This is a genomic window from Alistipes sp. AM16-43 (assembly GCF_003435745.1).
Taxonomy (GTDB): Bacteria; Bacteroidota; Bacteroidia; order Bacteroidales; family Rikenellaceae; genus Alistipes; species Alistipes onderdonkii.
This window is the reverse complement of sequence record NZ_QTUQ01000005.1, coordinates 135,130-155,939: the sequence shown is the minus strand read 5'-3', so window position 1 is coordinate 155,939 and position 20,810 is coordinate 135,130. Positions and strand designations below refer to the sequence as shown.

The 20,810-nt window shown below is 58.0% G+C and carries 22 protein-coding genes and 1 tRNA gene; 12 read left to right on the top strand and 11 right to left on the bottom strand.

What is annotated here, in order from left to right:
- Positions 1–87: 87 nt before the first annotated feature.
- The 8 genes from DW189_RS10675 to DW189_RS10640 all read left to right on the top strand — a co-directional run bounded on the left by DW189_RS10675 (position 88) and on the right by DW189_RS10640 (position 6,899).
- Positions 88–606 (top strand): PspC domain-containing protein, encoded by a 519-nt coding sequence (locus DW189_RS10675; protein WP_117508078.1) that lies wholly within the window; start codon positions 88–90, stop codon positions 604–606.
- Positions 607–610: 4 nt separating this feature from the next.
- Positions 611–820, top strand: coding sequence for a PspC domain-containing protein (locus DW189_RS10670; protein ID WP_018696608.1), 210 nt, complete (start codon positions 611–613; stop codon positions 818–820).
- 6 nt (positions 821–826) lie between these two features.
- A complete protein-coding gene (locus DW189_RS10665; RefSeq protein WP_022331804.1) occupies positions 827–1,156 on the top strand; it encodes a PadR family transcriptional regulator in 330 nt (109 codons plus the stop codon).
- 27 nt (positions 1,157–1,183) lie between these two features.
- The gene (locus tag DW189_RS10660) at positions 1,184–1,987 is read left to right on the top strand and encodes a head GIN domain-containing protein (RefSeq protein ID WP_117508076.1); all 804 of its coding nucleotides are present in this window, start codon (positions 1,184–1,186) and stop codon (positions 1,985–1,987) included.
- A gap of 18 nt (positions 1,988–2,005) precedes the next feature.
- On the top strand, positions 2,006–3,340 hold the full coding sequence (locus tag DW189_RS10655) for a PspC domain-containing protein (RefSeq protein ID WP_117508074.1): 1,335 nt from the start codon (positions 2,006–2,008) through the stop codon (positions 3,338–3,340).
- Between the two features lie 131 nt (positions 3,341–3,471).
- A complete protein-coding gene (gene pfkA, locus DW189_RS10650; protein ID WP_022331801.1) occupies positions 3,472–4,452 on the top strand; it encodes a 6-phosphofructokinase in 981 nt (326 codons plus the stop codon).
- A gap of 30 nt (positions 4,453–4,482) precedes the next feature.
- Entirely contained in the window at positions 4,483–5,484 is a 1,002-nt protein-coding gene (locus DW189_RS10645) for an adenosine kinase (RefSeq protein ID WP_022331800.1), read from the top strand.
- A gap of 128 nt (positions 5,485–5,612) precedes the next feature.
- A complete protein-coding gene (locus DW189_RS10640; RefSeq protein WP_117508072.1) occupies positions 5,613–6,899 on the top strand; it encodes a hypothetical protein in 1,287 nt (428 codons plus the stop codon).
- Positions 6,900–6,906: 7 nt separating this feature from the next.
- Here the strand turns inward: DW189_RS10640 and DW189_RS10635 are convergent, their stop codons facing one another.
- Positions 6,907–7,806: a glycosyltransferase family 2 protein gene (locus DW189_RS10635; protein WP_117508070.1), complete on the bottom strand. Its 900-nt coding sequence runs from the start codon at positions 7,804–7,806 to the stop codon at positions 6,907–6,909.
- A 66-nt stretch (positions 7,807–7,872) separates the two neighbouring features.
- Here DW189_RS10635 and DW189_RS10630 point away from each other — a divergent pair, with 66 nt between their 5' ends.
- Positions 7,873–9,954, top strand: a complete 2,082-nt coding sequence (locus DW189_RS10630; protein ID WP_117508068.1) for a protein-disulfide reductase DsbD family protein — start codon at positions 7,873–7,875, stop codon at positions 9,952–9,954.
- Between the two features lie 90 nt (positions 9,955–10,044).
- On the opposite strand, the gene DW189_RS10625 is transcribed toward DW189_RS10630, so the two are convergent.
- Positions 10,045–10,950 (bottom strand): PLP-dependent cysteine synthase family protein, encoded by a 906-nt coding sequence (locus DW189_RS10625; RefSeq protein WP_018696617.1) that lies wholly within the window; start codon positions 10,948–10,950, stop codon positions 10,045–10,047.
- A 149-nt stretch (positions 10,951–11,099) separates the two neighbouring features.
- Positions 11,100–11,261, bottom strand: coding sequence for a hypothetical protein (locus DW189_RS14460; RefSeq protein ID WP_022331793.1), 162 nt, complete (start codon positions 11,259–11,261; stop codon positions 11,100–11,102).
- Between the two features lie 106 nt (positions 11,262–11,367).
- On the opposite strand from DW189_RS14460, the gene DW189_RS10620 reads away from it, so the two are divergent.
- The 3 genes from DW189_RS10620 to DW189_RS10610 all read left to right on the top strand — a co-directional run bounded on the left by DW189_RS10620 (position 11,368) and on the right by DW189_RS10610 (position 14,227).
- Positions 11,368–13,020, top strand: a complete 1,653-nt coding sequence (locus DW189_RS10620) for a hypothetical protein (RefSeq protein WP_117508066.1) — start codon at positions 11,368–11,370, stop codon at positions 13,018–13,020.
- 150 nt (positions 13,021–13,170) lie between these two features.
- Positions 13,171–13,671, top strand: a complete 501-nt coding sequence (locus tag DW189_RS10615; RefSeq protein WP_117508064.1) for a DUF2867 domain-containing protein — start codon at positions 13,171–13,173, stop codon at positions 13,669–13,671.
- Between the two features lie 40 nt (positions 13,672–13,711).
- The gene (locus DW189_RS10610; protein WP_117508062.1) at positions 13,712–14,227 is read left to right on the top strand and encodes a hypothetical protein; all 516 of its coding nucleotides are present in this window, start codon (positions 13,712–13,714) and stop codon (positions 14,225–14,227) included.
- Positions 14,228–14,310: 83 nt separating this feature from the next.
- Here DW189_RS10610 and DW189_RS10605 read toward each other — a convergent pair whose 3' ends face one another.
- From DW189_RS10605 to DW189_RS10570, 8 genes are all read right to left on the bottom strand, one after another.
- On the bottom strand, positions 14,311–14,790 hold the full coding sequence (locus DW189_RS10605) for a hypothetical protein (protein ID WP_055211514.1): 480 nt from the start codon (positions 14,788–14,790) through the stop codon (positions 14,311–14,313).
- A 115-nt stretch (positions 14,791–14,905) separates the two neighbouring features.
- A tRNA-Met gene (locus DW189_RS10600) sits at positions 14,906–14,981 on the bottom strand.
- A 260-nt stretch (positions 14,982–15,241) separates the two neighbouring features.
- On the bottom strand, positions 15,242–17,023 hold the full coding sequence (locus DW189_RS10595) for a (Fe-S)-binding protein (protein ID WP_055211516.1): 1,782 nt from the start codon (positions 17,021–17,023) through the stop codon (positions 15,242–15,244).
- 2 nt (positions 17,024–17,025) lie between these two features.
- A complete protein-coding gene (locus tag DW189_RS10590) occupies positions 17,026–17,361 on the bottom strand; it encodes a 4Fe-4S dicluster domain-containing protein (RefSeq protein ID WP_018696667.1) in 336 nt (111 codons plus the stop codon).
- 3 nt (positions 17,362–17,364) lie between these two features.
- Positions 17,365–18,369: an FAD-dependent oxidoreductase gene (locus tag DW189_RS10585; RefSeq protein ID WP_117508060.1), complete on the bottom strand. Its 1,005-nt coding sequence runs from the start codon at positions 18,367–18,369 to the stop codon at positions 17,365–17,367.
- Entirely contained in the window at positions 18,369–19,457 is a 1,089-nt protein-coding gene (locus tag DW189_RS10580) for a heterodisulfide reductase-related iron-sulfur binding cluster (protein WP_117508058.1), read from the bottom strand. Before DW189_RS10580 ends, DW189_RS10585 begins: the two co-directional genes overlap by 1 nt.
- 2 nt (positions 19,458–19,459) lie before the next feature.
- A complete protein-coding gene (locus tag DW189_RS10575) occupies positions 19,460–20,158 on the bottom strand; it encodes a 4Fe-4S dicluster domain-containing protein (RefSeq protein ID WP_117508056.1) in 699 nt (232 codons plus the stop codon).
- Positions 20,159–20,261: 103 nt separating this feature from the next.
- Positions 20,262–20,747: a dihydrofolate reductase gene (locus DW189_RS10570; protein ID WP_055202361.1), complete on the bottom strand. Its 486-nt coding sequence runs from the start codon at positions 20,745–20,747 to the stop codon at positions 20,262–20,264.
- Between the last annotated feature and the right edge of the window lie 63 nt (positions 20,748–20,810).

Genomic DNA, 20,810 nt, shown 5'->3' with positions numbered 1-20,810 from the left:
ATTGCATAATACTAAAATATGTATTATATTTGCAATACCAAAGTAGTAGTAAACCGGAAATATTAACCCTAAAATACCTCTACGACTATGAAAGAGACAGTAAACGTAAATATCGGCTCGCAGGCTTTCACCCTCGACGAAGATGCTTACCGTGTACTCAGGAGTTATCTTGACGACATACGCAGCCGCCTGCCCGAATACGACACCGAAACCATGGGCGACATCGAGGTACGCATTGCCGAGATATTCCGCGAGATCGTCTCCTCTCCGATGCGCGTCATCACCCTCGACACGGTGCGCACGGCGATGCATCGAATGGGGGCACCCTCGGACTTCGGCGAGCGCCGCGGCAACACCGCCCGGCAGGAGGACGAGGAAGCCGAGCCGGAAACCCGCAGGCTCTACCGCTCGCGCACCGACCGCTCGATCGCCGGCATCTGCGGCGGACTGGCCGACTTCTTCCATGTAGATGCGACGGTCATGCGGCTCCTCATGCTGTTTCTGATAATCTTCGGCGGGCTTTCGATCTGGGCCTACATCATCCTCTGGATCATCATCCCCGAACAACCCGCCCCGAAATTCAATATTAACCGTAAAAACCGATAAAACCATGGCAACGGACAAAACAAAAAAACTGTACCGGGTACGCGACGGCATCATCGCTGGCGTCTGCGGCGGACTGGCCGACTTCTTCGGGCTCGACCCGTCGCTCATACGCATCGCAACTCTCATCCTCATACTCTTCGGCGGGCTTTCGCTCTGGGTATACATCATCCTCTGGCTGATTGTACCGAAGGCTCCGAAGCGATTAACCGAATAAAGCATTATGGCTGAAGACAACGTAAAAGCGCAGATGCGCAAGGGAATCCTGGAGTATTGCATCCTCGCCATCCTTTCCCGCGAAGATTCGTATGCTCCGAAGATCATCGCCGAACTCAAAGAGGCCGAGATGATCGTGGTCGAGGGTACGCTGTACCCGATCCTCACGCGGCAGAAAAATTCAGGGCTCCTGACTTACCGTTGGGAAGAATCCCCGCAGGGGCCGCCCCGCAAATACTACACGCTGACCGACAAGGGGCGTGAATATCTTAAAACGCTCGACGAAGCCTGGGACGAACTCGTAGGCCAGATACAGGTCATTCGCCACGGAAAATAAAAAATCAACCCTTAAATAATTACAACCATGAAAAGAATACTTTTGATCGCAGTCCTGCTGGGCACCATGATCACCGCCACCACATATTTCGTCTGCATCGCAGCCCCGTCGGTACTCTTCGGCAAGGGCATCAAAGGCAGCGGCAACATCGTCACGCGCACCATCGACGCCCCGGATTTCGACCGTGTGGACGCGGCACGCGCCGTGAAGGTCGTCATCACCGACAAGGCGACCGGCAAAATCACGATCGAAGCCGACGACAACATTATGGAATACGTAGTGGTGGAGGCCAAGGGCGGACGCCTGACGGCGACCATCGACAAGTCGGTCAACAACGTATCGAACGCCGACGTGACCGTCACCGTCCCGGCCAACGGGCGCATCCGCGCACTCGACGCATCGAGCGCCGCACGGATCACGAGCGAGGTCACGCTGACGGCCGACAAATTCTCGATCGACGCATCGAGTGCCGCCAGGATCGACGCGGCCGTGAAATCGACCTCCTGCACAGTGGCCGCATCGAGCGCCTCGAACATCGACGCCGCCATCGAAACCGGCTCCTGCACGGTAGGGGCATCGAGCGCCTCGAAGATCACCCTGAAGGGCTCCGCCGACAAATGCAGCATCGACATGAGCTCGGCCGCAAAACTTTCGGCCGCCGAATTCACGGTCGCCGACTGCAGCGTCGACACCTCGAGCGCTGCCAAAGCTACGGTCAACTGCACGGACAAACTCCGCGCCGAGGCTTCGAGCGGCAGTTCGATCCGTTACACGGGCGACTGCCAGACCAGCATCAGCAAATCGAGCGGCGGCAGCGTAAGCAGGAAATAATCCCCCAACGGCACAACTATGAAAGAGGTTAAAAAATGCAGCATATCGGGCGTAGCGTTCACGATGGACGCCGATGCCTACCAGGAGCTGGAGAACTATCTCGACAGTCTGAAAAAGACCTACAAGGATACGCCCGACGGAGCCGAGATCGTCGCCGACATCGAAGCCCGCATAGCCGAGCTGATCCTCACAACGCAGGACAACACCCGCGTGGTCGAGAAACCCCTGATCCTGAATATCATCCACCAGATGGGCTCGGTCGAGGACATCTCCGAGGAGAGTTCGGACAAAAAAGCCCCCGAAGAGCCGCGTATCCCGCGCCGCCTTTACCGCGACACGGAGAACGCCAAACTGGGCGGCGTATGCGCCGGCATCGGCAAGTACTTCGACGTCGATCCCGTATGGATCCGGCTGGGCATGTTCCTGCCGATCCTGCTGAGCTTCCTGCACTGGATTCCGTTCATGGACTGGACGGGATCGATGATGGGCAACCTGTTCGGCATCTTCGTCATCTGCTACGTTATCATGTGGTTCGCCGTACCGGCGGCACGCACGGCACGCCAGAAGCTCGAAATGAACGGCGAAAAAATCACCGCACAGTCGATCCGCGAGACCACCGAAGCCACCGCGGGCTGCGATCCCGACGTCAGGGCCAAGCCGATCGTGGCGGAGGCCGTCTCGGTCTTCGGCAAAGTGGTGCTGATCCTGCTCAAGCTTTTCGCGGGGCTGCTCGTATTCGGGCTTATCATGGGGGCCTGCGCCCTGATTATCGGGCTGTTCGCCCTGGTCATAGGCGGCGGAGGCATCCTCTCGCCTTTCTTCCCGCTGGGCATGACGCTGTGGGTACCTATTCTCGGCATATTTATTGTACTGATTCCCGTCATACTGCTCATTTATGTACTGATGTGCCTCATCGCTTCGCGCAAGCCCGGAGGCACGGCCGTGCTGATCATCTTCCTGCTGTGGCTCGCGAGCTTCATCGCATGCGCCTGCATTGCCATCCGCGAGGATGTGGGCGACCGGTTCCGCGCCAAGCGTAACGTGATCGAACAGGTGCTCAACACCGAAGTGGTGATCGACAACGACACGACGACGGTACAAAAGCTGCTCAAGGAGTACGAAAGCCAGAACGTCATCGAAGACGGCCACAAGACGCTGCACATCAGCATCCCGAACAAATCGATCGACATTACGATCGATAAAGACAAGGCCGGGCTGGAAGTAAAGGCCGACGGCAAACGGGTGAAGGTCGGGAAAAGCCGCAAGGCTTCGGCAGAAGAGGCCGGACAGAGCACGCAGGCAGCCGCAGAGGCGGACGCAGACACTGCTGCGCAGGAGCAGCAGACCGAATAAGGCCACAGGCGTTAGGTAAAATAAAAAGTTTTTTCGGAACGCAGGGCGCACCCACGGGTAGCGCCCTCGTTTTTTTGAAAAATTTAAAATAATTACTACCTTTGAGGGATTTTGTGTTTAAACGAAAAACTATGGCTGGCAGCAAATGCATAGGCATTCTCACATCGGGAGGCGACGCCCCCGGCATGAATGCGGCAATACGTGCGGTAACCCGCAGCGCAATCTATAACGGCTTTACGGTAAAGGGTATCATGCGCGGATACAAAGGTCTTGTATACAACGAGATCGTAGAGTTCAAGTCCCAGAGCGTGAGCAACATCATCCAACTGGGCGGCACGATCCTCAAAACGGCGCGCAGCCAGGAGTTCACCACGGCCGAAGGACGTAAGGCGGCTTACGACAACATGGTCGCAGCCGGCATCAACGCGCTGGTGGTCATCGGCGGCGACGGCTCGCTGACAGGCGCAGGGATTTTCGCGCAGGAGTACAACGTGCCCATCGTCGGGCTTCCCGGGACGATCGACAACGACCTCGGGGGTACGGACTCGACGATCGGCTACGACACGGCGCTGAACACGATCGTGGAGGCGGTCGACAAACTGCGCGATACGGCATCGAGCCACGAGCGACTCTTCTTCGTCGAGGTCATGGGACATACGGCGGGTTACCTGGCGCTGAACAGCGCCATCGCCACGGGTTCCGAAGCGGCTATCATCCCCGAAATGGACACCGAGGTCGACCAGCTGGCCGAACTCATCAACCACGGCTTCCGCAAGAGCAAGAACTCGGCGATCGTCATCGTGGCAGAGAACCCCAAGACGGGCGGCGCCACGGCACTGGCCGAACGTGTCAAGAAGGAGTTCCCGCAGTACGACGCCCGCGTCACGATCCTGGGGCATATCCAGCGCGGCGGGTCACCGACGGCCGTAGACCGCATCCTCGCCTCGAGGATGGGCGAAGCAGCCATCGAGGCGTTCCTCGACGAACAGCGCAACGTGATGATCGGCATCCAGAACGGCAAGATCGCCTACGTCCCCTTCGCCAAGGCGACCATGCACAACAAGGGCATCGACCGCAATTCGCTCGATCTGGTAAAGATACTCTCCATATAATTTCACAACAGACAACCCCGAACTTACCGAATGAAACGTGTTATCGGAATCGGCAATGCCCTGACGGACATGCTGGTCAACCTGGAATCAGACTCCGTGCTGGGTCGCTTCAAACTCGCCAAAGGCTCGATGAGCCTCGTGGATACCAAACTGCAGACCGAAATCTCGAAATCCGTGGCAGGACTGCCCTACTCGCTCTCGCTCGGCGGTTCGGCCGGCAACACCATCCGCGCCATGGCCAAACTGGGCTGCCAGGTCGGGTTCATCGGCAAGGTCGGACAGGATACGACGGGCGACTTCTTCGTCCAGGCACTCGAAAACCTGGGCGTGGAACCCGTAATCTTCCGTGGCTCGAAACGTTCGGGCAAGTGCGTGTCGCTCATCTCGCCCGACGGCGAGCGGACGATGGTCACCTACCTCGGCGCGGCACTCGAACTGACCGCCGCGGAGATCGACCCGGCGATCTTCGACGGGTACGACTGCCTCTATATCGAAGGTTACATCGTCCAAGACCACGACCTGATCCGCAAGGCTGCCCGCACGGCCAAGGAGTGCGGACTGAAGGTCGCCATCGACCTGGCCAGTTTCAACATCGTGGCCGAAAACCTCGAATTCCTGCGTAACCTCGTCAGGGACTATGTCGACATCGTTTTCGCCAACGAGGACGAAGCCAAGACCTTCGCCTGCGAGGCGGAGCCGCTGAACGCCCTGCAATGCATCTCGGAGATGTGCGAACTGGCCGTGGTGAAGATCGGCATCAAGGGCGCCATGATCAAGCACGGCGACGAAGTGGTGCATGTCGGCATCCTGGCTGCGGCAAAACGTGTCGACACGACGGGTGCCGGGGATTTCTACGCCGCGGGGTTCCTCGCAGGGCTTTGCGAGAACCTCTCGCTGCGCCAGTGCGGCACGATCGGCGCCATCACGGCGGGCAAAGTCATCGAGGTCGTCGGGACTACCTTCGGCGAAGAGGCATGGGAGGACATCTCGCGCCTGGTGAACAAGGTCAGGAACGAGAAATACCTGTTCTGATCCGTAAAACCGGAATAAAGAAAGCGGCCTTACGGGCCGCTTTCTTTATTCCAAAGGCAGGAACCGAACCTGCAACGCCCATAAAATCGGAATTTATTGTTATTTTTACGACACAAAACACCGGCGGCATGGACAAAATATGGACTTCGGCCAAAGTCAAAATCAGGAACCGGCTGGACTTTATCCGTTACGGCCAGCGAATCGGCTACATCAATATCGTCGCGATCGTCATAGACCTCGCCATTCTGCTCTATTCGGCCATCGACTACCAAACGCTGATGCGAACCGGCAACCTGTTCCTTTTCCTGTTCCTGGTCTTTACGACCCTTATCTGGCAGACGATCTGTTTCGTAAAGGATTTCTACGCCTACACGCGTAAGACGGAGTACTACAACCTCCACGACATCTACCGGCACAAAACACCGGAGGCAGCCGACGAGTTGGACGAGATTTATACCGCCGCCCCGATCGCCTTTCCGGGCACCGTATTGCGGCACAGCGACAACATAGACCGCTTATTGCAAGCAGACCGCCCCATCCATGCGATACTATGCACCGACAAGGAAAAGCGGGTGTTGAAATACATAAAGAATTACCGGGACATCCTGCTGCCGTTCCTCAACGGCAAGTGGCACGAAATGAAGAACAGGAACGGCAGTTTTTACAACGAGCGCAAACTGTGCATGGCATCCGAATTCGGGGAAAGCGGCGGAGAATGGTACGTCCGGGTATGCAAAGGCTGTTACTACAACTCCTACCTGACGAACGTAATCTATACGAAAAAACTCTCCCACCAAAGCGGTTGGGGCATGACCCCTCCCGCAAACATTGCCAACTACCCGGTACGCCGGCTCGAAAAATCGGTCATGAGCGACCACATCGGCATTTCGACACTGGCCGTCACAACCGACGGATATGTCATTATCCTCCACCAGAACGACAAAGCCCTCACTTCGACAGACCGCCTGACTCCTTCGGGATCGGGATCGATCGACTTCAGCGATTTGCGTCCCGACTCCGATTTCAGGGAGACGTTGAAAGCCGCCGCAGAGAGGGAGCTGCGCGAAGAAACCAACCTTCCGGCAGGCTGGATCGGACACACGGAGGTCATCGGCTTTTACCGCGACCTGGGGCGCGGCGGGAAACCCGAGTTCTGCTGCCTGACCCGGCTAAACGCCAGATCGTTCGAAATAGCGGAACTGGAACCGAACTGCGAGGAACAGCGGGACGATTTCGAAACCTACCAGATACTGGGTGAAACGGGAGAATTGGACGGAAAAGATTTCGGGCGGTTTTCGGACATGGCGCTCAACCTCTCGCCCGGATGCGAAGAAGAGCACCCCTCATTGGCGCTCTACATGTGCTACATCATGCTTTGCCGCTATTTCGGCAAGGAAATCCCCGTGCGCAATTAAAAACAGCTCAATGGCCGGCACGGGAGAAAAGCCCCCGGCTGATCTCGTAACGCATACGAATCAGCCACAATGATTTACGGGGGGACATCGTCAGCGAAAGCAACAGCGTAGCCGCCCATTTCATACATTCCAGCACAACGGCTTTCGGATAACGGCGGTAGATGCACGCCCGCAGGCGCTGGCTCACGCCGACGTTGTAGCAAAGGCGGCGGAAATAGTCCTCGGTAAGTTTTCCGGGCGGGATAATATGCCACATGACGGCATCGGGGACATACCAGCATGTCTCGCCGCCGCGCATCATGCGTTCGAAGAAATCGTTTTCCTCGCCACCGATCAGCATCCCTCCCACACGCCCCAGCGAGGGGTCGAACCCGCCGTATCGGGCGGTTGCGGAGCGTCGGAAAGCCATGTTGCCTCCCCCGGGAACACGGCCGGCAGGAAAAGGCCGTACGGCATGGCCGAAATCCATCGGGTTGGCGACAGGCAGTTCGGTATATTTCGACATCCACGCCGGACGTCCCGAGACATACTCGGCAATGATGCGCCCCCCGGCCACGACGGCATCGGGATGTGCGTCGAAGAATTCGGCATACGCCCGGATAAACCCCGCATTGATACGTTCGTCGTCGTCGATGAAGGCCACATAGGGTGCCGAAGTTTCCGCTATCCCCCGGTTGCGGGCATAAGAAACCCCCGGGCCCGTTTCGGTCACCATGCGCAGGTTGAGCGCCGGATACCGTGCCGCGAAGGCTGCGAACCGGGCAGGCGTATCGTCCGTCGAATTGTTGTTCACCACCACGCATTCCCACTCCCCGGCGGGCATGTCCTGCCGCACGACGGATTCGAGCGCCGCGAGAAGCTGTCTGGCACGATTATGCGTTGGGATTATGAGCGAGAGGCGGATCATCGTGCGAATGTAGCAATTTATCCGTAAAAAACCGTTATATTTGCACAAATTATAAGCGATACGACTATGCACAATCTGTTTCGTACCCTTTTGCTGCCCATAGCGGCCATGTTTGCCGTGACGGCGGTCTCGGCGCAAAACGTAAGCTGGAAAAGCACCGTGGAGCACCTCGACGGCGACATGTACCGGATCGTACTCGAAGCCTCGATCCCCGCACCCTACCATATGTATGACATGGGGCCCTATGAAGGCGGGCCCAATGCCACAACGATCACCTTCACCGCGGGTGCCGGGGCTACGCTCGTGGGGGGCGTAGAGCAACTCTCCACTCCCGAGCGCCACTACGACAAGACCTTCGAGATGGAGATCGGCACCTTTGCCGGCAAGGCGCTATTCGCCCAGCGGGTGAAGCTCGCGGCCGAAAAGGCCGCCGTCACGGCCCAGCTGGAGTGGATGATCTGCGACGACACGAGCTGCATGCCGCCCGAGGATACGGAAATGACGATCGACCTGACGGCACAGGCCGGCGCAGCGACGGCATCGGCCGCCACGCCGCAGGATACGGCCCCAGCGGGAACTGCGGACAAGGCCGCCCTTGCGAAAGCCCCGGACAATGCCGACGGAGGCTCGGCACAGGCCGCAGCGGAACCTGCGCAGAAAGACGCCGCAGGCGGAGGCTCGCTGTGGGCGTTGATCATCGAGGCGATCCTGTGGGGTTTTGCAGCTTTGCTGACCCCCTGCGTATTCCCCATGGTGCCGATGACCGTATCGTTCTTCATGAAAAGCTCCGGCAGCCCCGCGATGGGACGTTTCCGCGCCGGCATGTACGGGTTCTTCATCGTCGCGCTCTACACGCTGCCGATAGCCGCAATCATCGTCATCACACGCATCGTCGGGGGCGATGCCGTGACGGCCGACATCTTCAACTGGCTGGCGACACACTGGCTGCCCAATATCCTTTTCTTCCTCGTATTCATGGTATTCGCCGCATCGTTCTTCGGAGCGTTCGAGATCACCATGCCTTCGTGGATGGTCAACAAAACCGACAGCAAAGCCGACTCGAAAGGCCTGGCCGGCATCTTCTTCATGGCCCTGACCCTCGTGCTGGTATCCTTCTCCTGCACGGGCCCGATCGTAGGTTCGGTGCTTATCAAATCGACGTCGGGCGAATTCTGGAGCCCGATCGTCACCATGCTGGCGTTTTCCGTCGCCTTCGCGCTTCCCTTCACCGTCTTCGCCTTCTTCCCGTCGATGCTCAAAAAGCTGCCCAAAAGCGGCGGATGGCTCAACTCGGTGAAGGTCGTGCTGGGATTCATCGAGGTGGCGCTCGGCATGAAGTTCCTCTCGGTCGCCGACCAGACCTACCACTGGGGGCTGCTCGACCGCGAGATATACCTCGCCGTATGGATCGTGACCTTCTCGCTCCTGGGGCTCTATCTGCTGGGAAAAATCAAATTCGCGCATGACAGCGATACGCCCTATCTGGGCGTAGGCCGCCTGGCACTGGCCATCGTCACCTTCTCGTTCGTCGTATACCTGATCCCCGGCATGTGGGGCGCCCCGCTCAAAGGCCTCTCGGGCTACCTGCCGCCGCTGCATACGCAGGATTTCGTGATCGGGAAGGAAGCGCCGACCGCTTCGGGCGGAGAAACGCGCATGCTGCTGACCGTCGAGGGACAGAAGCCCAAGCACAGCGATTTCCTGCACCTGCCCCACGGCCTCGAAGGGTTCTTCGACCTGAAAGAAGCCGAGGCCTATGCCGCAAAGGTCGGCAAACCGCTCTTCATCGACTTCACGGGTCACGGGTGCGTCAACTGCCGCGAAATGGAAGCCCGCGTATGGGCCGACCCGCAGGTGCTCGACATCCTGCGCAACGACTACGTGATCGTGGCGCTCTATTCCGACGACAAGAAAGTGCTTCCCGAGGACGAATGGGTAACCACCGACACGGGAAAGGTGCTCAAAAGCCTCGGCAAGATAAACTCGTATTACGCCCTGAAAACCTACGGGGTAAATGCCCAGCCTTACTACGTGCTCCAGGGACGGGACGGGAAACAACTCGTGCCGCCGCGCGGGTACGACCTCAACGTCGACAATTTCGTGGGATTCCTCAAGAGCGGCGTCGAAGCCTACAACGCCCAAAAATAAGGGCTGCGACGACAAAAAAACAAGCACTGCGACGGCAAAAAAGCCTGCGACTTTCCGGTCGCAGGCTTTTTCACATCCACCGTCCGCACATCAGTCCGCGAACTCGTCGAACATCGTCGTACTCAGGTATTTCTCGGCACGGTCGGGGAAAACCACCACGATATTGCCCCGTTCGATGCGCTGCGCGGTGCGCACGGCCGCCAGCATCGCGGCGCCGCTGCTCATGCCGGCGAAGATCGCCTCCCTGGCAATGATCTCCCGCGCCATGGCGATCGCCTCTTCGCTCTCGACCATCTCCTGCATGTCGATCTGCGAAGGATCGTAAATGTCCGGAACGATAGCCTCCTCCATATTCTTCAATCCCTGGATATAGTGGCCCCGGATCGGTTGCGCGCAGACGACCCTGATGTCGGGCTTCATCACCTTCAGGAACCGCGAAAGCCCCATCAGCGTCCCCGACGTGCCGATGGCACAGACCAGGTAGTCGATCCTGCCGCCTGTCTGCTGCCAGATTTCCAGTGCCGTAGACTGGTAATGCGCCAGGTAATTGCCCGCATTGGCAAACTGGTCGGGCATGAAATATTTGTCGGGGTCGCCGGCCACCTTGCTGCGGGCCAGGCGGATCGCCCCGTCGGTTCCCTCCTCGGCGGGCGTAAGGATCACCTTCGCACCATAGGAACGGATTATTTTACGTCGCTCGACCGACACGGCGCTGCTCATCACGATCTCCACGGGATATCCCTTGACGATGCCGACGATGGCCAGGCCGATGCCCGTATTGCCCGACGTCGGTTCGATGATCGTCTTGCCGGGCGTGAGGCGCCCGTCCTGTTCGGCCTCCTCGATCATCCGGAGCGCAATGCGGTCTTTGATGCTGCCCGTGGGGTTGAAACCTTCGAGTTTCGCATAGATATTGACGTTCGGGTTGGGGCAAAGCCGGTTGATCCGCACCATCGGGGTTCCCCCGATAGTACCCAAAATATTCTTTTTTACCATAAATCGACCTAATTAACCGCGTAAAGATAATCATTTCCCCGAAATAGCGGCAATCCGCCCGTCCGATTCCGCCCGAAAGCCGGCCGCCATCAAACGCAGGGGTGCCCGCACAACGAATGTGCAGGCACCCCAATCCTCATCCGGAACGGTTATTTTTCCGGCTTCCCGTGTTCGTCGAAAGCGGCCTTGACCTCGGCCTCCTTCTTTGCGCGCTGCTCGGCATCGGGGGCTTCGCCCTCCTTGACCAGCTCATTCACTTTACGTTCGAAATTCTGCTCGCAGGGCGTGCAGGTCGTTTCTTTGTTTTCCATAGGTACGAATTTTGGCATATTACGTACGTTTCCCTGCAAAATGCACACCGGAATTGCCTCGGTTCGGATCTGCCGATTATATTTGTATACCTGAAACAAAATAATCATGAAAACCTGCAAACTACTCCTGCTCGCACTTTGCTGCGGATGCATCTCCGCATCCGCAGCCGGCAAGGCCGGCTCTGAGGCACCCCGCATCGTCAACATCGTCAACTTCATCCGCAATATCGAACCGCGCAGCGAAGAGATCACCGAAACGGTACTCTACGAAACCGTCGCACGGCAGGCGGCACAGCTCGCCGAATACGGTCTCCCGGCCACGTTCCTGCTGCAATACGACGCGCTGATCAATCCCCGCTACCGGAAACTGCTGACACAGGATGTCTATCCCGGCACCGAGGTGGGCGGCTGGTGGGAGATCACGCAGCCCCACGTGGAAGCCGCAGGGCTCAAGTGGCGCGGCCGCTACCCGTGGGACTGGCATGCCGACGTGGGCTTCGCAACGGGGTACACACCCGAAGAACGCCGCAAACTGGTGGACGTCTACATGGAAAAATTCAAAGAGGTATTCGGCAAATACCCGACGGCCATCGGGTCATGGTTCATCGACGCCTATACGCTCGGGTACATGTACGACAAATACGGCATCGTCGCTTCGTGCAACTGCAAAGACCAGATAGGTACCGACGGCTACACGCTGTGGGGCGGCTACTGGAACCAGGCTTATTATCCCAGCCGGGTCAATGCCTACATGCCTGCTCAGACCCGCGAGGGACAGATCCCCGTCCCCGTATTCCGCATGCTGGGCAGCGACCCGATCTACCAGTACGACAACTGCGTGGGCGGAGCCTTGCAGGGGGTGATCTCGCTGGAACCCGTCTACGGCGACAGCGGCGGCAGCCGCCAGTGGGTCGAGTGGTTCTTCCGGTCGATGTTCGAAGAACCCTGCCTCGCATTCGCCTACACGCAGGCCGGGCAGGAAAACTCCTTCACCTGGGGCAGCATGGAGAAGGGGCTCAACATCCAGATCCCGCTGCTGGCAAACCGTTTCCGCAAGGGCGAAATCCGTGTGGAGACGCTCACCCGGTCGGGCGAATGGTTCCGGGAGAATTTCCCGGTAACGCCCCCGACGGCCGTTACGGCACTGACCGACTACCGTGAAAAGGATCGTAAAACCGTATGGTACAACAGCCGTTACTACCGCACCAACCTGCTATGGGAGGGCGGCGCATTGTGCATCCGCGACATCCACATGTTCGATCAGCGGATGGAGTCGGACTACTACCGCAAAGCCGGCACCACCAACCAGTGCGTCTACACGACGCTGCCTGTCGTGGACGGCTGCATGTGGAGCACACGGGAGAAGCTGGCCGGGCTGCGGGTCATGCGGCGCACTGCCGACGGAAGTCTGGCCCAAGCGCAGGGCGGCACCCCCGCCGTAACGGAAAAGGGCAAGGGCAAATTACTCGTGGAGTGGCCGATGGACGACGGACGGAAGCTCACGATACTGCTTTCGGAAGAAGGGATGGAGATCGCCGTCCCCGGCAAAGGCCCCGACTGGATGCTGGAGCTGACCGCAGCACCCGGTGCAGCGTTGCCGTTCACGGCGTTCGGGGCAAGGCGGATCGCCGCAGTCCAAAAAGGGTTCGCCTACGCATTCGATTGTACGAAGGGCACCATTGCGACCGACGGCACCTCCGCGGGAAGCATATTCGTCCTGTATCCTTCAGACGGAAAGATCTCGCTGAAATTCAAATAACGGCGCAACGGTTTCACAAGCCGGCGGCCTGCCTCGGGATCGGGGCGGGCCGCCGGTGTTTAAAACCGTTCCGGGAATGCGGTATTCCCGCAAATTTTCGTTAGCTTTACGACATGGGAGCCGTCGCTAACCGACGTCGTCCGCACAATCATGAAAGTATACAAATCGCCTCTCCCTGAAAATTCGCGGATCATCCGCTACCCCGACGCCAATTACCGCGACTGCTTCCGCTGCCGCCTGCAAAATCCGGGAAAAGTATCCCCGAACCAGGTGATGGCGGCATTTTGGACAACCTGCCCGGCATGGCTGAAGTTTCTCTTCCGGCTACGCGACCTGCTGGTCAGGCCCTTCGGGCTGAAAACCGGGGAGGGAGCCCGCCGAGAAAAACTGGAAGAAGCCCTGAACAACGGCGAAAGCTGCGGTTTCATGTCCGTCGCCGAAAGGACGGCCGACGAAACGATCGTCGCCCTGGACGACAAACACCTGGTGGCCTACATGTCCATCTACATCGAAGGCGGCCAAGTCTTCGCGAGCACGGTCGTGAGATACCACAACAAACTGGGAGTGGTCTATTTCAACCTCATCCGTCCGTTCCACGTCCTCGTCGTGAAAAACCTCTTCAAACAGATGATGCGCGAACGCGGATTCTGACACGGGGTTATTCCCGCGTCGCCCGAAAACACCGCTTGCCATGAAACCGAATGTCCTATTACTCGGAATACTGCTATTCCTGTCGCCGGCCGTCCTCGGAAATAACGCAGGCGACGATACGGATGCGCTGCTGATCGCCGCCACATATATCGGCGACGGGAACGGGACGATCTACCGCGGATACGGCACCAACCCGCTGGATGCGGCATATACGTTCAAAAACGGCAGAATCTACAAAGGCGACGGCAGGTTCACCCTGTCGCTCGACGCCCTGTATACGATCAGAGACGGAAGAATTTTCGAGGGCAACAACACCTGGCCCTACGATGCCGCATACTCCATCGAAGGCGAGCGGATATACCGGGGCAACGCCACATTTGCTTCGTGGTTCGACGTGTTGTTTACGGTAAGGGACGGACAGTTTTACATAGGGGACAGTTCGTTCATCCTCGACATAGCCTACTCCGTCAGGGACGGCCGGGTTTACGAAGGTCGCGGGGAGTTCACAAATACGCTATTCGATGTGCTGTATACGATCGAATACGGGGGTTATTAAGCATCGGAGGAAATCCCGGGGCAAGTAATTTACAGACCGGGCGCCGGAAATATACCGTGTATCCCGATCTTTCATGATCCCTGTTATTTATTACGGTTGGCAAAGGGGCGCCGCCCGTCGTGGGAATCCTTGAACGAGCGTATCAACATCGTTTCATATTCACCGGGGAGTTCTTCTGCCAATTCTTTCCAGCAAATTATCAGGCGGTCACAGTCTTCCATCTGCCAGATATAGCAACCACCCCGGTGTCCTACGGGCTTTCCTTCACCAAATTGCATATACTGTTTTATCCGTCGGCGCAATGAACTTCCGGTCATTCCTATATAAAGAATATTTGTTCCCGTTACCCAATTGTTTTTCAACACGGTAATATCCACATTGGGATCCTTTCCCTTGAAAAAACCGCCGCGGCCTACCTCGGCAAATTCAGGGAAACTTATTTCTTTTCTGAGAACCAGATATACTCCTTTCGTCTGCGGAATACAGTCCACCTCCTTTTTAAGGGCCGCAACCGTTTTAAAACCCACAAATCCCCATGCCCTTGCATCTTCAAGCGTATTCATAAACAAAAGATTTTAGTACAAGCCCATAGTAAATCCGGACAGTCATTGGTTATCAATCAACTACACCTAATTCCAAACATAAAAACAGGGGTCGGATTTTTCAATCCGACCCCTTTGGTAGCGGGAGGAGGACTCGAACCTCCGACCTTCGGGTTATGAGCCCGACGAGCTGCCAACTGCTCCATCCCGCGATATATCTTCAGTGATGTACTATCGCTTTTGCGTGTGCAAAGATAAGACAAATATTCGGACTTTACAAATAATTCTGCGCATGTTCCCTCCGCACACCGCTTATCGTACTATCTATCAGCCGCAAAAAATATTTTATTATTTTTCGAAGGTTAGCCCCACGCTGATTTTTCCACAGATTTCCTACCACCCGGAACAGGGCCGGATGAAAACGCACACACCGTCTGCAGATCCCATTCGCCACACACACCGTCATTCCCAATCAGCGGATATTGGCTGCGACAATCTCCGCCAGGTCGCGGACTTCCCCTTTCGTACCGCGCCCGATGGCTTTTTTGCAAAGCGGGCAGGCCGTGACGATCACCTCGGCACCGGTAGCTTCCAACTGCCCGGCCACGGATTTTGCGATCTGCACCTGCTGACCGTCGGAGATCGCCGTATTGGCGACCGAAGAGCCGCAGCAGGGAGCGTTTTCGCGGGTTTCCGCGGGTTCGAGCAATTCCCCGACTGCTTCGATCACGGCACGCGGATCGTCGTAAATCCCGCTGCCACGTCCCAATTCGCAGGGGTCGTGGTAGGTATAACGCGTCGAGCCGTGCCCGACATGGAGACGGCCTGCCTTCATCAGACGCAGGATATATTCCGAATGGTGCAGCACCTCGACCCCTTCGAGCGCATAATCCTCACGGAAAACCTTGAGGCAGATCGGACACGAGGTCACGAGCGTCGTGATGCCGTGCTTGCGGAACAACTCCGTATTGTAGCGCATCATCTTGCGCGCCGAATCCGTCTCACCGGCCAGTTTCAACGGGCGTCCGCAGCAGACGCCCCCTTCGCGGTCGGCCCACCAGACCTCTTCGCCGGCGGCCTGGAATACTTTTTCCATCGCCGACATCGTACGGGGCGTCAGGAGGGTCATGCACCCGGCGAAATAGCCCACCTTCCCCTCGCCGGACGAGCGGTCTAACCCTTTGAAATAACCGTAGCGCTTTTCGTCGGGAACATTGCGCATCGTATCGCGGGAATTGAGGCGCAACGTATTGAGGTCGATATCCACCGGGCATTTCTCGGCGCATCGTCCGCACATCAGGCAATTGTCGGCCACCTGCAGGCGCAGCATCTTATATCGCCGGTCGCGCAGAAAATAGACCGACTGCACGTTGTCGATGCCCAGCACGCTCTGCAACTGGCAGGGGTCGATACAAATGCCGCAGCGCGAACAGGCCTCGACCTGGAAGTTGTCGAACGACCCCTCCTTTTCGGTCGAGCGGAGCTTGTAGTGGCGCAGGAAGATCAAGGGTATCTCCGTGAAGATGTGCATGTAACGGGAGAACGGCAGCGCCACGAAGAAAACACCGAGACACGAGGAGTAGAACCACCACGCCACGCTTTCGAGGTTTATCAGCACGAAGGTGCTCATGTGCGCAGCCATCCATCCGCCCAGCGAACCGGTGAGGAATCCCCCGCCGCCATAAAGGGCGCAAGTCGTGCTTTCGGCGATCAGGCGCGCCGGGAATACGAACCACAGGGCCGAAAGCGCAATGCGGTCGCCCGGCACATGCTTGGTCGTGCGGCGCATGCCCATTCTCTTCGAGAAAAAGCGCTTGCCCCAGGCCAGCGCAACGCCCGACAGGACGAACAGCAGCAACAGATCCATCAGAAAATCGAAGACCGGCTTATGCTGGAGCCCCGTCGAAAAGTACTTGAAGAAGACATGCCCCTGCAACGGCACATAGCGGAACCCGAGGTAGGCGACGGTCTCGATCCACCCCACGGCGATCAGCAGGAACCAGCCGAAGGCCAGGCTCATGTGCATGTAGCCCAACAGCGGGTTGACCCTGAAGATCCTGCGGTGGAGCAGCGATTCGCCGACGACCTCCCCGATCGCCGAGAAGGTACGGCGTGTAGGCAGCCCGAACAGAATCCGTTTCTTGTCGGCGAGCGGCAGGCGGTAGAGCCACAGGCCCCACTTCCACAGCAACACGATGAACATCACCGCGGCGCCGATCATGAAAGGTATGCAGAATGGTGCGAAAAAAGTCATCGTCAGAAGTCCCCCAGTTTACGTTTGATAAGCATCACCACACCGCGCGTATTGATCCCGCGCGGACATACCAGACGGCATTTGCCGCACAGCATGCACTTGTTCATCTCCTCGTAAGCCCCCTGGTATTCGCCGCGCCGCACCAGCGTATGTACCTTGCGGAAGTTGAATTCCGTAAGGTTGCCCGCCGTGCAGACCGCCGTGCAGGCGCCGCAGCCGATGCAGGCCTGCAACTCGGGCATCTCGCGCAATATCTCGTCGCTCTTGCGCAGGTTGTTGCGGTCGATGTCGATCGCCCGCGGCTTGGAGATGGTATATCCGAAATTGATCGCTGCCATATGCTAAACCCCTACATACCGGGCCGCAGCATCGGCGGCGGCCGTCCCTTCGTTCAGGCTCTCTCCGATATTCTTCGGCGCCGTGACCGTCCCGGCATAGAAAATACCCTCAACATTGCTCTTCACGTTGCCGAGGAACATGTCGCGCGGCGCCATGAAGCCGCTCGGCGCACGGTTCAGCCCGGCCCCCTCGGCAAAAGCGGCGTTGTCGTCGTTGGCACGCATGCCCACGATCAGGATCAGCATGTCGACGCTCATGCGCAGCGGACGTCCCGTGAGGGTATCCTCGGCCTTGATCTGTACGCGTCCGTCGATCATCGGGCTCGCCTCCGAAATACGCCCGCGGATGAAATGAATGTTGTATTTCTGCTGTGCCTCGCGGTACATCTCCTCGTAACCGGGGCCGAACATGCGGATATCCATGTAAAAATTGAACACGTCGGCCTCGGGAAACATCTGCCGCATCTCCATGGCCTGCTTCACCCCCGTGATGCAGCATACCTTCGAGCAATGCTGCTGGCAAACCTTCTCGTCGCGCGAGCCCACGCAATGCAGGAAGGCGATGCGCTTGGGGCGCGAGCCGTCGGCCCTGGCCACGCGGCCCTCGTTGAGCATCCGCTCGATGTCGACCGTCGTAAAGACGTTGTCGTAGATGCCGTAGCCGTATTCCTCCTTGATCGAGGCATCGAACAACGTGAAGCCCGAGCAGACTACGACCGAATCGCATGCCAGCATACGCCCGTCCGGGAGCTGCACCCCTTCGCGGCTGAACCCCCTGGCTTCGGTACGGGTCATCACCTCGATCCCGCGCTCGGCAATGCGGCGGCGCAGTTCGGTGAGTATCTCCGACGCCGGGGTGAACGACGGAAACAGCACATGCCATCCCCGGAGCTTGCCGCCCAATTCGGCCTCCTTTTCGATGATTACGGGCTCGACGCCCTGTTCTGCGAGGCGCAGGGCCGTCTGCATGCCCGCTACGCCGCCGCCTATGACTGCAACTCGCTTCATTATTCTCTGATGTCGTATATTGTGTCCGTCGGGCAGCAATTGACCACGGCCGACGCGGGTTTACCGATATATTTTCCGTTGCGGCCGAGGTATTTGGCCGCGGGGTCGTATTCGACGCCCATCTTGTCGAGCAAGGGTTCGACGTCGACCTGGTGCATCTGCATTCCGAGCACCCACGGGTCGTAGCCCAGCACCAGCCCGGCCATCTCCTCGTAGGTCAACACCGGAATGCCGTGGCCGTTCTCGCCGTAGGTCGTACCCTCCATTTCGGCGATCGCATACTGCCACTTGTCGAGGAACATCGCGCACCCCGGGCAGTTGGCCACGATGAAATCGGGTTTGTAAGGCGCCATGCTTTCGAGTTTCTTATGCGAATTGGCGATCGAATAACCGCGGTTGGCCTGCACCAGGTAGTTGCGGAACCCGAACCCGCAGCAATGCCGCCGCTCGGGGTAGTCCACGCATTCGCCGCCCCACGACTCGACCATGCCGGCCAGCACATAGGGGAATTCCGAACCGCCGATGCCCGACTTGGGGAATATCTTGGCGTAGTGACAACCGATATGCTCCACCACGCGCAGCGGCTCTCCGGTCTGGACGTTTACCAGTTTATGCCTTGCCCGGGCGGCGATCTGCTCGCGGAAATGGAAAACGATGTCCGAGGTATGCGCCAGGCTCGCAGGCTTGCGGAACTCGCGCCCCGTGGCTTTAAACAGGTTTTCCCGGGCTTTTTCTTCGGTCTCGGGGAACTCGTGCCACGTGGCCAGTATCTCCGAATAGACACCGAACGAAGTGATGCACGAGGTCACGAAATTCTCATAGCCCGCCTCGGTCATCAGCGCGAACTGCCGCGCCACGACCGTCATGATGGTTTCCAACGGCACGATATCCGAATGGTAGCCGATACCCGTACACGACGAATGCATGGGATCGTCCAGCAGATCCTTGCCCAGGTCGTTGTGCAGCATGTCTATGAACAATTTTTCGCTGCCCGGGAAAAAATTCTGCCGGATACAGCTGCGGCCGTAATAATAGTTATCTTCGGCGATCTGTTTCTGGTATTCTTTCCAGCTTGCCCGCTTCATCATGATCAATAGTGTTCGTTGTTGTTATGAAGGAAGACATCCATCATATATTGCTGATCGGCGCCCTGATCGTAGCCCAGTTCCCGGGCCTTGCGGTCGGAATGCTCCTCGATGGAGTCGAACATCTCCTTGCCGCCGCTGACTTCGAAGATTTTGTTGATCTCCTCGAGCGACTGCTCGTCCAGACGGCGCAGGGCCCCCGCGCCGTGGCGCATGTATACGGGCGTGAATTGTCCGTAGACCTCCTTGTCGTTATCGTAGATCCACTGCCACACGGTTCCCTGCTCGGGGTGCAGCTCGGGCTTCACCAAGCGCGGTACGATGCAGTAGCCCGTGCGGAGGATATTTTCGCCGATGATGCGCTTGAGTGCCAGCTGCTGGCGCCCCTTCTCGCTCTCGACGAAGAAACCCAGCTTCTGCGACAATGTGCGCAGCGCCTGAATCACATACCCCGGCGTATTGCCGCGCGGACAGCGCGGGCGGCACGACATGCACTCGCCGCAATACCAGATCGTATCGCTTTTCAGCAACTCCTCGATGGCATCGTCGTCGCGCGTCTGCACGGTATTGACGATCTGACGTGGGTCATAGTTGTAGAACTCGGCCGCGGGACATACGCCCGTGCAAACACCGCAGTTCATGCACGACTGAAGGCCCTCCTTCATCCGCACGTCCTCCATCAGCATATCGAAATATTTTCCCATAATCTCACCTTTCACCGGGCACGAAACCGCCCCGGATGCAACAAAAAAACCTTTGCAGTGCAAAGGTAGGGAATACGGGCGAGCCGTGCAGTGGTATAAATACCTAATTTCGCCGGCGCTCGTAGGTCTCGAAGGCGAAAGGATAAGGGTAGTTCGCACCCGATGCGAAGGACTCGGACGACAGGAGCCGCCACTGCGCTTCGTCCCACTCGGGGAAATGCGTGTCGCCCTCGTAAGCGCGGAACACGCGCGTCAGGTAGAAACGGTCAGCCAGAGGCAGGGCCTGCGCATAAATCTGCGCGCCGCCGATGACGAAAACCTCGTCGTCCCCGGGAAACAGCGCGACGGCCTCCCCGAGCGAATGAACCACCCTGCAGCCGGGGATTTCGACCTGCTGGCGCGTAATGACCACATTGGTACGGTTCGGAAGCGGGCGCCCGAGCGATTCGTAGGTTTTGCGGCCCATGATCACGGGGTGTCCCGTCGTGACGGCCTTGAAATGTTTCAGGTCTTCCGAAATATGCCAGAGCAACGTATTCTTATCTCCGATCACGCCGTTTTCGGCCACGGCAACGATAATGCTAACCATAAATTTCAAATTTTAACGTCCGGCGGCATCGCGGCCGGGTATAACGATGCAGATACGGCGGGC